Below are 13112 nucleotides of genomic sequence, written 5' to 3'. Positions count from 1 at the left end.
TCCTACCAGCCGCCGCTCTCCCCGGTCGAGGCGGGCTTCGCCGCGGGCGCGGCGCTCGCTGCGGGCTTGGCGCTCTCCGCGGCCTTCGCCGACGCAGGATCCGCCGAGGGTTTGGCGTTGTCCTCGCAACCGGCGAGGGCAAACGCTGCAAGGGCGACGAGCACGAGCGACATGGCTTTCATGGGTCTTCCGGTCTCCTCGGACGGAGCGAAGCACGGCGAGCGCGCGGCGCGAAGGGCGAAAAACGCGGGTGGCGACGCGTCACCGTCGGGCTCGTCCGCTTCGGAGAGCATCGTCAGTGCCCGTGCCCGTGCCCGTGTTCGTCCTCGTCCTCGTGCCCGTGCTCATCCTCGTCTTTGCCGCCGAGGTCCCAGGCACGTGAAATCGAGATTTGGGCCATTCCCGGATAATTGAACGCGGCGGCGTCCGTCAGCCGCAAGACCCGCGCCCGCACGCTGCCTTCGAGCGTCCACGCGGGCGTGATCGCCCACCTGGCGCCCACGCCGACGAGCAGATCCGTGCGCGCATTGAATCCTTCGAGCGCATACGCGCCATTCCAGATCTCCGCGCTCTCGTGGGCGAGATCCACCGTCGCATACGGCGTGACCTTCCCTTCGAGCAGCGGCACGCCCACGCGCGCGCCGCCGAAAATGCGGGTTGGCGCCCGAAACCCCTGGTCATTCTCGTACACACTGAAGAGCCCCAGCGCCGAGGCCGAGATCTCCACGGAATCCAGCGCATACGTGAGCCCGACGCCCACGATCGGCACGAACGTCCCCGTCCCGAGCTGTGTATGCTCGTGCCATTCCCCCGCCGCGCCGAGCCGATACGGATCCGGCTCCGTTCGCCCCAGCGGAAACGAGAGTCCAAGCCGCGCCGCCGACGAGAGCTTGCCGATGCCGCCCGAAAAACGCGCGATGAGCCACGGATCCCCGGGCCCCACGATCGTCCGATCGTGATGGTGAATGTCGCCGGGGACGAGCTTCGGCGTGCCGTCGAGCTCCGTGTACGTGGGAAACGTATCCACGATGCGAAGCAGCAAACGCGCCTCGGCCGCGAGCCACGGCGTGACCTGGTACGACACGTCCGCCGTCACGTCCGTCATCCACAACGCCACGTGGTGGTGGTACGGCACGGGCGGCGGCGTCTCGGCGCACGCGGGCCCGAGGTCGGGGCATTCTGCGAGATGCCCCGCCGAACCGGCGAGCCCGGACGCACCCAGGCGCACTTCGAGCCTCCCGGGCTCGAACGCTCGCACTTCGGACCCGCCGACCGGCAGGTTCGGATTGCTTCAAGCGCCTCAGGCTTCGGCGTAGCTCACGACGGGCCACGCCACGGCGAGCGTGACCACGGCGAGCGCAACGAACCTCATGGGCGGACCTCCACGGAAGGCCCGCACCCTACCCCGGCCCGAGCGTTCAGGGAAGCGCCGCGTCGAGGGCGTTTCATGCGTCACGGATGCAGGGCCGCCGGACAACCTTCGGGTGTGACGGAGCACCCGGATTCGGGACCCTCCCGACAAGGAAAACGGACGCGGCAATGATACGACGGTAAGGGCCATGTCGGCCCCAACCTTTCGAATCGTCATTTTCCTGAACATTTCCTTTCCGCATCTCCACCGAAGCGGCGAGGTCGGCCCTCACGCCCCGCTCGGCCGACGCGCCATGCCCCGCGTCGACGTCCGCCTCTCCGTCGAGGGCTTCCTGCCGTGGCTCTCGAGCAGGCTCATGACCTCGTCGTCCTCGATGGCCCGGAAATCCTCGTAATACTGGCCCACCGCATAAAGGTTCGGATCCTCGATCAGACAAACCACGAGATCCGCCTCCCCGCGGAGCATGTCCGCCCGCTCCGGCGAGGCCACCGGCGCCGCCAGCACGACCGTCGTCGCCCCCGCCGCCCGCGCCGCGCGCAGCGCCGCCATCGCCGTCGCGCCCGTCGCGATGCCGTCGTCCACCACGATGACCGGCTTTCCGGCGAGCGAGGGCCGGTGCCCGCCGAAGAGCGTCTCCCGCCGCCGCGCCTCTTCCGATTGATGCATTCGCTCGGCTTCGAGGTACTCCGGGTCCACGCCGAGCACCCGGAGCGCGCGCGGCTCGACCCAGACCGAGCCGTCGGAGGTGACCGCGCCAATCGCGAGCTCGGGCTGGTGCGGCGCGCGCAGCTTGCGCGCCACGATCACGCCGAGCTCGCCCCCGAGCGCATCGGCCACGCCCGCCGCCACGACCACGCCGCCGCGCGGAATGCCGAGCACCACCGCGCCCTCGAGCCCGCCGATGCCCCGCAGGTGCTGCCCGAGCAGCTCGCCTGCCTCTTCCCGGTCCTTCCACATCATGACGCCCTCCCCGCCCGAACACATCGTTCCCGGAGACGTGCCTGTCAGGGGGAGGGCTACGTTTCGCCCTTTTCCAACGGGCACCCGGCCCCTATGCTGCGCCGCGATGAGCCATCCCGCATCGGACCCCATTGCCGCGTTCCGCGAGGCGTTCGCCCGCGCCCAGGAGCGCGAGGACCACGACCCCACGGCCATGACCCTCGCCACCGTCGACGAGGACGGCCGTCCCTCGGCGCGCATGGTGCTCTTGAAGGGCGTGGACGAGCGCGGCTTTTCTTTCTACACGAACCTGGAGAGCCGCAAAGGCCGGGCGCTCGCGAAAAACCCTTGGGCCGCGCTCTGCATTCACTGGCCGAAGGCCGCCGAGCAGATCCGCGTCGAGGGCCGCGTCGAGCCCGTCTCCGCCGAGGAAGCGGACGCCTACTTCGCCTCGCGCGTGCGCGGCAGCCAGATCGGCGCCTGGGCCTCCGATCAGAGCCGCCCGCTCCACTCGCGCGAGGAGCTCGAAGCGCGCATTGCCGAAGTGACCACGCGCTTCGAGGGCGGCCCTGTCCCGAGGCCGCCGCACTGGAGCGGGTATCGCGTGGTCCCCGACCGGATCGAGTTCTGGTTTGGCAGGGACAGCCGCCTGCACGACCGCTTCGTCTACGTCCGCGAAGGCGAGGGGTGGCGCTGCGAGCGGCTCCACCCCTGAGCGGTCATTTCACCTTCCCGGTCACGACCTCGATCCCCACCTCCAGCACCTCGTCGCGCCCCTCGCGGATGCCCTTCACCGTCCGCGTCGCGGGGATGTTCGGCCGCACGCCCACGCCGTGGAAGCGCGAGCCGTCGTGACGATCGACGCGCATGCCGGTCCAGCTGATCACGAGCCCGCCGGGCACGGCGAACGGATTGACGTTTCCATTCGTGCCCGCCGTCGACGCGCCCACGATCTTTCCGAGCTTGTACTGGTCGACCATGCTCATCCAGGTCTCGGCCTGGCTTACCGCCCGCTCGTCCGTCAGAAACACGACCCGGCCGCGGATGCGCGGCGCCTTCGGCTCGACGAACCACCTCTGCACCTCGAACGTCATCCCCTCGCGGTTTGGCCGGACGACCCGCGGGACCTTCCATTCCGGGCTCGCGAGCTTCGTCGACGAGAGGTGACCGAGCTTCTCGGGATCGATCTTCGAGGACCCGCGCAGATCGAAGATCACGCCTCTCGCCTTCGCGAGCTTCGGCAAGGCCGCGTCGAATTGCTCCGGCGTCACCCGTTCGAGATCGACGTACGAGACGCCGGGCGCGACCTCGGCCAAAGGCTCCGGCCTCTTCTCCTGCGGCCATCGATCCATCATGCCGAGGGAGCGCTCGAGGCGCGTCGTCACGGGCTCGCCTCGCTGGTCCTTCAGCGTCACGGTGGCGGCGTCGCCCTTTTTCCCCGCGCGCAGCGGCGCCGTCGCGACGCGCCGCTTCCATCCCGGCGTCGCGGCCGACGTCCGCGGCTCGAACACGGCCATCCACGCGTCGACCGGCTTGTTGTCGATCGCGAGCACGATATCGCCCGGACGAACCTCGGCGCCCGCGCTCGGGTGCACGTTCGTCACGACGAGCTGCCCCTCGATCCAGGTGAAGTCGAGCGGCAAGAACCCACGGGTCGACGCCTCGGGAACGGGCGGTCCCTCGGGCTGCTTCAGCATCCGCACCACGCTGCCGTGGCCGTCGTGGAGCTTTGCGATCATACGCTCCATGGCCGCGACCATGCCTTGCTCGTCGAGGGCCGTGGCCGCCTCGGACAAACTCTTTCGCAGGACCGCGGGCCAATCCGTCCCGACGATGTCGAAGTAGGGGTAAAAATGCTGCAGGATACCCCACGCGATCGTGATGTCGGCGAGGCGCGTCTCCCGGTCCAGCAGCGAATATGCGAGCGTCGGAGGGATGCCGCCCGGCGGCGGCCCGGAGGGCGCGGCATTGCCATGCGGCAACGTCCCGCGATCGTCGGCATACAGCGTGATCGGCATCCTGCACGACACGCCGCCGCCGAGCTCGGCCTCGTAGACCTCGCTCGGAAGCCGATCCGGGTCGTTCACGCGCTCGCTCCGATAAACCGGAGCTCCCATCCGCAGATCGACCCCGTCGTGCCGCCACGCGACGATCTTCGGCTTCGAGCCGTCCTTCGGCGGCAGGATCGCCTCGGGCAAGTCTTGCCGCAGGCCCGTCGGGAAGACGCGGAGCGTCGGCGCCACGGGGCCGAAGATCTCCCCGAGGATCCTCGCGAGCTCCTCCGCCGACGTGGCCCCCTCGACGCGCTTCGCGCCGTCCACGGCGATCGCGTTCCAATCGGCCCGCGCGGCCTCGTCGCTCGGATGGAAGAAACGCACGTCATTGTAGAGCTGCGTGAATGCGACCACGTTCTCGAGCGCGCGGCCTTCGAGCGTGCGTGAAGGATCGACCCGCGGCGCGGCCGCCGTCGTCGCCGCCCCGGGCAGAGCCGGGAACTTCGGCAGCGGCGTGGGCATGGGCTCGGGCGGCGGGACGTTGCCGCAGGCGAGGAGCATGAAAGGGAGCCCGAGACGGGCAGCGAGGGACGCACGCAAGAAAACCCTCCCGGGCACGAGATCGAGCGCGCGGATCTTGCCCAAGGCCCCGCGCTCCGCCAAGAAGAAGTGTCAGAAACCAGGGGCAGCCGCCGTTGTCCGGAAAGGCAGGAGCCCACCATGAAGATCGAGCGGATCGAGCTCTACTACGTCAAGATCCCGCTCTCCGGAGACCGGCCGGGGTTCTTCGATGATCGGGTCGTCTTCGAGCCGAACTGGATCCCCGGCTACCACCAGATCGACCTGCGCTTTTACCTCCTGCGCCTCGTGACCGACGCGGGGCTCGACGGCGTCGCGGCGATCCCGGCGATGGGCCGCGAACGCGAGTCGCTCGGCGCCTTGCTCGGCGCCTACCTGCTCGGATTGAACCCGCTCGACATGCGCCTCGTGAACCAGCGCATCGAGGAGTTCTCGATCCTCGGCATGCGCAATGGTTGGATCGACGCCGCGTTCTGGGATCTCGTCGGCAAGTACCGGCGCGAGCCCTTGTGGAAAGTCCTCGGCGGCACGGGCGGCTTCGCCGTGCCGTATGCCTCGCTCGGCTCGAACCACGATCACGATCCACGCGTCGTGGCAGAGCTCGTCACCGAGCGCCGGAGCGAGGGCTTCGGGGGCGTCAAGATCCGCGTGAAGAGCGACGATCTCGCGAAGATGGTCGACGTCGTCGCGGCCGCGCGGGAGGCGGCGGGTGATTCGATGGAGCTCATGGTCGACGCCAATCTCGGCTGGCCCGTGGAGCTGCTCGAACCGAGCCCGCGCTGGGACGAGGACTTTGCGGCCCGCTTCAGCGAAGGGATCGCGCCGTATCGGGTCTCGTGGCTCGAAGAGCCGCTCCACCGGGCCGACCACGAGGGGCTCGCGCGGCTGCGCGCGCGCTCGAAGATCCCGATCGCGGGCGGCGAGGTCACGCCCTCGTGGCGCGATTTCCGATCGATGCTCGACGCCGGGAGCCTCGACATCTACCAGCCGGACGCGGTGCTCTCGGGCGGCACGTATGCGGGCGGCGTGAGCGTCGTTCGCTGGCTCGTGCGTGAGATCCGGCGGCGCAACGCCGCGCGCGGGCCGGAGACGCGGCCGCTCCGATACACGCCGCACACCTGGACGAACGGCCTCGGCTTTGCCGTGAACCTCCATCTCTTCGGCCTGCTCCCGCAGGAGGAGCGGGGCCTCCTCGAGCTGCCGCACGACCGCCACTGGCAAATGCCGCAATGGGCGCGGTTCCTTCGCAATGGCTTCGCGCGGGATGACGAGGGCCGGATCCGGATTCCCGACGAGCCGGGGCTCGGCGTCGAGATCGACTGGGAGGTCGTCGCGCGCTTCGGCAAGCGGATCGACGTGATCACGAAGGCGACCCTCGCGGCCTGGACCGTGCTCGATCACGGCTGGCGCGAGGCGGTGTATCTGCGCAACAAGAAACGAGAGGTCGAGGACCGGAGCGCGCTCGCCGAGTTCGAGCTTCCCGAGCCGCCCTTCTGAGGTACCATCGCGCGCGGAGGTCTTTCCATGAGACGATTGCTCTTGGCTTCGATTCCCGCGCTCTCCCTCGCCGTGCTCGCCGCCTGCAGCGGCGACGGGAGCTCGAATTCGTCGGCAAATACCGGCGGCGGAGGCGCAGGCGCCACCGGCGGAACGGGCGGAACGGGCGCGACCGGCGGCACCGGCGGCACCGGCGGCGTGGGGGGTTCCGGCGGCGTCGGTGGAATGGGCGGCGCGGGGGGCTCAGGCGGCGCCGGTGCAATGGGCGGCGCCGGGGGCTCTGGCGGATCCGGTGGAATGGGCGGCGCCGGTGGGGCAGGTGGTTCGGGCGGCGGCGGCGGCGCCGGCGGTGGAATGAACCCGGTGAAGCCCCCCGTGACCCCGTACATCGTCGTCGATCAATTCGGCTATTTGCCGAACGGGCAAAAAGTCGCGGTGGTCCGGGATCCGGAGAATGGATTCGACGCCGCGGAGTCGTTCTCGCCCGGGGGCACGTATGCGCTCGTGAATGCGCAGACGGGCGCGCAGGTCCTCACGGGCACCCCGGCGGCGTGGAAGAACGGCATGGTCGACGCCTCGTCGGGCGATCGGGCCTGGCATTTCGATTTCTCGTCCGTGCAGACGCCCGGCACCTATTACGTGCACGACACGGGCAAGGACCTGCGCTCGCACGAATTCCGCATCGCGACGAACGTGTACCGCGACGTGCTCAGAGCCGCGGTGCGGGCGCTCTTTTATCAGCGCGCCGGCGTCGCGAAGAGCGCCGAGCACGCGGGCGCGGGCTGGGCGGACGGCGCGAGCCACGTGGGCCCCGGGCAGGACAAGAACGCCCGGCGTTACAATGCGCCGAACGATGCGTCGACGGAGCGGGATCTCTCCGGCGGCTGGTACGACGCGGGCGATTACAACAAGTACACGAACTGGCACGCGCGCTACGTGACGAGCCTGCTCATGGCCTACGACGAGTCGAAGGCCGCGTTCACCGACGATTACGGGATCCCCGAATCCGGCAACGGTGTCCCCGACGTCGTGGACGAGGCGAAATTCGGCATGGACTGGCTCATCAAGATGCAAAACCCGAACGGCTCGGTGCTGAGCATCGTGGGCGTCGGGCACGCGAGCCCGCCCTCCGCGGCGACGGGCCCGAGCCGGTACGGCACGGCGAGCACCTCGTCCACGCTGAGCGCCGCCGCGGCGTTCGCGTATGGCTCGATCGTGTTCCGCTCGCTCGGAGGTTCGTTCACGGCCTACGCGGACGACCTCGTCGCGCGGGCCGAGAATGCCTGGAGCTGGGCGAACGCGAACCCGAGCGTCACGTTCAACAACAACGACAGCTCGAACGGCTCGCAGGGCCTCGGCGCGGGCCAGCAGGAGACGGACGATTATGGCCGCCTCTCCAAGAAGATCGAGGCCGCCGCGTATCTCTTCCACGCGACCAACAAGGCGACCTACCGCCAGTTCTTCGACCAGAACTACACGCAGATCCACCTGTTCCAGTGGAACTACGCCTACCCGTTCGAGGCCGAGCAACAAGACGCGCTCCTTTATTACACGAAGGTGCCGGGCGCCACGCAGAACGTCGTGACCGCCATCCGGACCACCTACGACGACGCGATGAACGGGAGCGACAACTTCGGGGCGATCAATGGCGAGTCGGATCCCTATCGCGCTTCCCTGAAGGACTACGTCTGGGGGAGCAACGGGACGAAGTCGCACCAGGGCAACATGTTCCAGGACATCATCGTCTACGGCATCGACCCGGCGAAAAACACGGCCGCGGAGAGGGCGGCGGCGCGGTACATCCATTACATCCACGGGACGAATCCGCTCGGGCTCGTCTATCTCTCGAACATGGGCGACGTCGGCGCCGAGAACAGCGTGAACGAGTTCTATCACGCGTGGTTCGACAACGGCAGCGCGCAATGGGATCGCGTGGGCGTCTCGACGCACGGTCCGGCCCCGGGCTTTTTGACGGGCGGCCCGAACCCGAGCTACGACTGGGACGGCTGCTGCCCGAACAACTGCGGCAGCGCCGAGAACAACGCCGTATGCTCGTCGGAGACGATCACGCCGCCGAAGGGGCAGCCGGCGCAGAAGTCGTACAAGGACTTCAACACGAGCTGGCCGCTGAACTCGTGGTCCGTCACCGAGAACTCGAACGGCTACCAGGTGGCGTACATCCGGCTGCTGTCGAAGTTCGTGAAGTGATCCCTTCGTTCGACGCTCGGGGGCTACGCTCGGACGCGCCGAGCCACGCCCCCGAACCCCTCCCCTCTTGACGCCCCCCGCCCTCCGCGCGACGACGATCGCCGCACATGCGATCCGTCACCGAATACCTCTGGTTCGAGACCAAGCAGCGGCGCGAGCTCGTCAACATCACCGACCGCGTCGAGACGATCGTCTCCGGCAGCGGCATCGCCGAGGGCATGGTCCTCGTCAGCGCGATGCACATCACGGCAGGCGTCTTCGTGAACGACCACGAGCCCGGGCTCTGGGAGGACATCTGGTCGTGGCTGCAAACGCTCGCGCCGGCCGGCCCCGATTACAAGCACCATCGGACCGGCGAGGACAACGGCGACGCGCACCTCAAGTCGATCCTCGTCCACCACCAGGTGATCGTCCCCATCACGAAAGGCAAGCTCGACCTCGGCCCCTGGCAGCAGATCTTTTACGCCGAATTCGACGGCCAGCGCAGAAAACGCCTGGTGGTCAAGGCCATGGGGGAATGACGTGGTCCTCGCGACGAGGCGCCTCTTTCTCGCCGTCGATCCCGGCGATGACTGCCACGCGCGTATCGCCGAGGCCGTGAGCCGGGCGCGCGCGCACGCCCCGCGGGCGCGATGGGTGCGGACCGAGGGCATTCATGTGACGCTCGTGTTCCTCGGCGCGGTGGAGGAATCGCTCGTGCCCGCGGTCGTGGCGAAAGCGGAGGGCGTCGCCGTCCGGCACGCGCCGCTCACGCTGCGATTCGAGGGCGCCGGGTGCTTCGGCGGGCGAAAGCCGCGCGTCTTGTGGATCGGGGTCGACGGTGACGTGCCGGCGCTCGGGCTCGTGCAAAAAGAGCTCTCCGAGACGCTCACGGAGGTCGGGTACGTGCCGGAGGAGCGGGTCTTTTCGCCGCACCTCACCCTGGCCCGCGCCGGGTTCGGCGGCACGGACGCGGGGCTCTGGGCGGCGGCGCGATCGCTCGCCGGAGAATCGTTCGGCGAGGTGAGCGTGCGAGAGCTCGTGCTTTACGAGAGCGTGATTTCGGCCGCAGGCGCGCGTTACGAGGCCGTGGCGCGATTGCCGCTCGGCGGGGTGCCAGCCCCGCTGCATTGATACCCACCCGGCCGTCCTCTGCCGCATCGCGCCGGAGTTCGCCCGCGCGCCTGCGAATTTCGTGCTCGTCGTCGTACGAGATCGTACGTTCAAGCACGGTCGCACTAAGATCGTGGATTCGTGGGGGCCAGCGCGGCTTCCGTGGCATGCCACCATGACGGATCGGAAATACGAGCCGCCATCGCTGAAATCGGAAATGTCAGATAAGGGGATTCCGTACCGCTACGGCGTCGCAATCGTCGTGACCGCGGCCGCCGTGACGCTCTGCTCGAGCTTGCAGGCCGTCCTGGGCGCTCCTGCGATCGTTCTCCTGCTCATCCTCGGAGTCACCGTCGCGGCGCACGGCGGCTTCGGCCCCGGGCTCGCCGCGACGACCATGGCAGCGCTCGCCGGCGCGTATTTCTTCAGGTCGCTCGAAGGCATCGTCGCCGCCCTGTTCCTCGCGGTCGGCCTCGTCCTTTCGACCCTCGGCGAGCGCATGCGCCGGGCCCTCGCGGCGAGCCGCCGGGAGAATGACGCCCTGGAGGAGCGTCTCAATGGACGCACGGCCGAGCTCGAATCCCTGTTTTTGCATGCGCCCGTCGGGTTCGCCTTCCTCGATCGGGAGGGGCGATTCCTCCGCATCAACGAGTGGCTCGCCAGGAGCAATGGCCTGCCCGTCGAGGCTCACCTCGGCCATCCCGTTCACGAGATCCTGCCCAACATCACGGTCACCACGGCGCTGCACGACGTCTTCCGGAGCGGCGAGCCCGTCGCGAATGTGGAGATCAGCGGGGAGACCGCGGCGCAGCCCGGCGAACGCCGGCATTGGCTGACCGCACATTTTCCGGTCCAGGCGCTCGATGGAACGGTCGCCTCGGTCGGCACCGTCGTCCTGGAGGTCACCGGCATGAAGCGGGCCGAGGAGCAAGCGCGCGCGCGGGCACGCCAGCAGGCGGCCGTGGCCGCGCTCGGGCACATGGCGCTCGTGGAGAGGAACGTCCAGCGCCTCATGGATCGCGCGGTCCAGCTCGTCGCCGAGACGCTGGAAATCGAGCTTTGCAAGGTCCTGGAATTGTTGCCCGGGGAGCAACGACTCCTGCTGCGCGCCGGCGTGGGATGGGCGACGAGCCTCGTCGGGCACGCGACCGTGGGGACCGATCTGGACTCGCAGGCCGGATTCACGCTGCAATCGAACGGGCCCGTGATCGTGGAAGATTTCCGGACCGAACCGCGCTTTCGCGGGCCGCCGCTCCTCTTCGATCACGGCGTCATCAGCGGGATGAGCGTGACGATCGCCGGCGATGAAGACCGGCCTTTCGGCGTGCTCGGCGCGCATACGCGACGAAAGCGGATCTTCACCCGCGACGACATCGTCTTTCTCGAGTCGATCGCGAACATCCTGGCGGCCTCCCTGCGGCAGCTGCAGGTCGAGCGGGCCCTGCGCGAGGGCGAGGAGCGGTATCGCCTGCTGGTCGAGAGCGTGCGCGATTACGCGATCTACATGCTCGACCCCGAAGGCCGCGTGGAGAGCTGGAACGCCGGCGCCGAGCGGTTCAAGGGCTATACGGCCGCGGAGGTCGTCGGCCAGCATTTCTCACAGTTTTACCCCGCCGAGGACGTCGCCCAGGGCAAACCGGATCGATTGCTCATCCTGGCGGCGAAGCACGGGCGCTTCGAGGACGAAGGGATGCACCTTCGCAAGGACGGCACGCGTTTCTGGGCGAACGTCGTCTTGACGGCCGTGCGGGACGAGACCGGCGCGCTCCGCGGATTCGCGAATCTGACGCGCGACGTGACCGAACGAAAGCAGGCCGTCGAGGCGGCGCGGGACGCCGCGGCGCGCCTCCGGGCCATCGTGGACACCGCCGTCGATGGCATCATCACCATCGACGAGCGCGGCACGATCGAGACGATGAACCCCGCAGCCGAGCGGATGTTCGGTTACGGCGCGGACGAGCTCATCGGTCAAAACATCAAGACGGTCATGCCCGAACCCTACCGAACCGAGCACGACACGTACCTCGCGAACTATCTGCGCACCGGGGTCCGAAAGATCATCGGAATCGGGCGCAAGGTGCGCGGGCGGCGAAAGGAGGGGACGGAGTTTCCCCTCGAGCTCGCCGTCAGCGAGTTTTTCGTGGGCGAGCGGAGATTTTTCGCGGGCGTCATCCGCGACATCACGGAGCGGGAGGCGGCGGAGGCGGAGCGCGAATGGCTCCTCGGGAGCGAGCGGGCCGCGCGAAGCGAGGCCGAGCGAGCGAACCGGATGAAAGACGAGTTTTTGGCCACGATGTCGCACGAGCTCCGGACGCCGCTCACCCCCATCCTCGGCTGGATCGAGCTGCTCCGCACGTCGCAGCAGGCGCCCGGGAACATCGAAAAAGGTTTGTCCGTCATCGAGCGGAACGCGCGATTGCAGCTGCAGCTCATCTCGGATCTGCTGGACGTGAGCCGGATCGTCTCCGGGAAGCTGCGCCTCAACGTGCAGCGGGTCGATCTGCCGAAGGTGATCGATTCCGCGCTCGAGTCCGTTCGTCACGCCGCCGAGGTGAAAGGGATCGCGATCCGCGCGACGTACGAGCCGGCGGACACGACGGTGGTGGCGGATCCGGATCGCCTGCAGCAGGTCGTGTGGAACCTGGTCGCGAACGCGATCAAATTCACGCCCCAGAAAGGTCGCGTGGACATCACGCTTTCACGGTCGAATGGCTATCTCCGGCTCACGGTCGCGGATACGGGACAGGGAATCGCGCCCGAGTTTCTGCCGCTCCTCTTCGACCGCTTCCGCCAGGCCGACTCGTCCGCGTCGCGCCGGTATGGCGGGCTCGGCCTCGGGCTTTCGATCGTGAAACACCTGGTCGAGCTTCACGGCGGGTGCGTGCACGCGGAGAGCGCCGGGCTCGGAAGAGGGGCGACGTTCGTGGTCGATCTGCCGACGATGCACGCCTATGCCCCGGGTCCCGAGCACGAGGGGCTCCCGCCCCCGTGGCCGAGCCTCTCCCGCCCGCAAGTGGCCGATACGACGAGCCTGGAGGGGATTCGTGTCCTCGTCGTGGACGACGAGCCGGACGCGCGGGAGCTCGTCGAGCGATTGCTGGAGGATAGCCGGGCAAAGGTCATCACGGCGGCCTCGGCATTCGAAGCGCTCGATTTGCTGGAGAATCCCGAGAACGAGCCGGACGTGATGGTGAGCGACCTGGGGATGCCTGGAATGGACGGATTCGCCCTCATTCGAGAGGTGCGCGCACGCCGCGCCGCCGGGCCCGGCGATCTTGCCGCCGTCGCGGTGACGGCGTTCGCGCGCCCCGAGGACAAGGCACGATCGCTCGAGGCCGGCTACGACGCGCACGTGACGAAGCCGATCGATCCGCTCGGATTCGTCGCGACCGTCGCCCAATTGATGAAGCGAAAACGGACGCTGTCGTAAG

10 protein-coding genes are annotated in these 13112 nt (G+C 68.5%); 6 read left to right on the top strand and 4 right to left on the bottom strand.

Translation table 11 applies throughout. From position 1 onward, the window contains the following. Positions 1–2: 2 nt before the first annotated feature. From QHF83_RS03405 to QHF83_RS03395, 3 genes are all read right to left on the bottom strand, one after another. Positions 3–182 carry a hypothetical protein gene (locus QHF83_RS03405; protein WP_282416301.1) on the bottom strand — a complete coding sequence of 60 codons (180 nt, stop codon included), beginning with the start codon at positions 180–182 and terminating at the stop codon, positions 3–5. A 113-nt stretch (positions 183–295) separates the two neighbouring features. Then, positions 296–1228: a hypothetical protein gene (locus QHF83_RS03400; RefSeq protein ID WP_282416300.1), complete on the bottom strand. Its 933-nt coding sequence runs from the start codon at positions 1226–1228 to the stop codon at positions 296–298. Between the two features lie 411 nt (positions 1229–1639). After that, positions 1640–2332 carry a phosphoribosyltransferase family protein gene (locus QHF83_RS03395; RefSeq protein WP_282416299.1) on the bottom strand — a complete coding sequence of 231 codons (693 nt, stop codon included), beginning with the start codon at positions 2330–2332 and terminating at the stop codon, positions 1640–1642. A gap of 106 nt (positions 2333–2438) precedes the next feature. On the opposite strand from QHF83_RS03395, the gene pdxH reads away from it, so the two are divergent. Continuing rightward, positions 2439–3026: a pyridoxamine 5'-phosphate oxidase gene (gene pdxH / locus QHF83_RS03390; protein ID WP_282416298.1), complete on the top strand. Its 588-nt coding sequence runs from the start codon at positions 2439–2441 to the stop codon at positions 3024–3026. Between the two features lie 4 nt (positions 3027–3030). Here the strand turns inward: pdxH and QHF83_RS03385 are convergent, their stop codons facing one another. Beyond that, entirely contained in the window at positions 3031–4905 is a 1875-nt protein-coding gene (locus QHF83_RS03385) for a S41 family peptidase (protein WP_282416297.1), read from the bottom strand. A 120-nt stretch (positions 4906–5025) separates the two neighbouring features. Here QHF83_RS03385 and QHF83_RS03380 point away from each other — a divergent pair, with 120 nt between their 5' ends. The 5 genes from QHF83_RS03380 (at position 5026) to QHF83_RS03360 (ending at position 13111) form a co-directional block, all read left to right on the top strand. Continuing rightward, the gene (locus tag QHF83_RS03380) at positions 5026–6381 is read left to right on the top strand and encodes a mandelate racemase/muconate lactonizing enzyme family protein (RefSeq protein ID WP_282416296.1); all 1356 of its coding nucleotides are present in this window, start codon (positions 5026–5028) and stop codon (positions 6379–6381) included. Positions 6382–6408: 27 nt separating this feature from the next. Next, positions 6409–8589, top strand: coding sequence for a glycoside hydrolase family 9 protein (locus QHF83_RS03375; RefSeq protein WP_282416295.1), 2181 nt, complete (start codon positions 6409–6411; stop codon positions 8587–8589). Positions 8590–8696: 107 nt separating this feature from the next. Then, a complete protein-coding gene (locus QHF83_RS03370; protein WP_271925842.1) occupies positions 8697–9110 on the top strand; it encodes a secondary thiamine-phosphate synthase enzyme YjbQ in 414 nt (137 codons plus the stop codon). Position 9111: 1 nt separating this feature from the next. Next, a complete protein-coding gene (gene thpR, locus QHF83_RS03365) occupies positions 9112–9702 on the top strand; it encodes an RNA 2',3'-cyclic phosphodiesterase (protein ID WP_282416294.1) in 591 nt (196 codons plus the stop codon). Between the two features lie 196 nt (positions 9703–9898). Then, positions 9899–13111, top strand: coding sequence for a PAS domain S-box protein (locus tag QHF83_RS03360; RefSeq protein WP_282416293.1), 3213 nt, complete (start codon positions 9899–9901; stop codon positions 13109–13111). The last annotated feature ends 1 nt before the right edge of the window (position 13112 follow it).

Origin of the sequence: Polyangium sp. 15x6, assembly GCF_029960785.1 — a bacterium.
In the GTDB taxonomy this organism is placed as follows: Bacteria; Myxococcota_A; Polyangia; order Polyangiales; family Polyangiaceae; genus Polyangium.
This window is presented reverse-complemented; position numbering and strand designations above follow the sequence as displayed.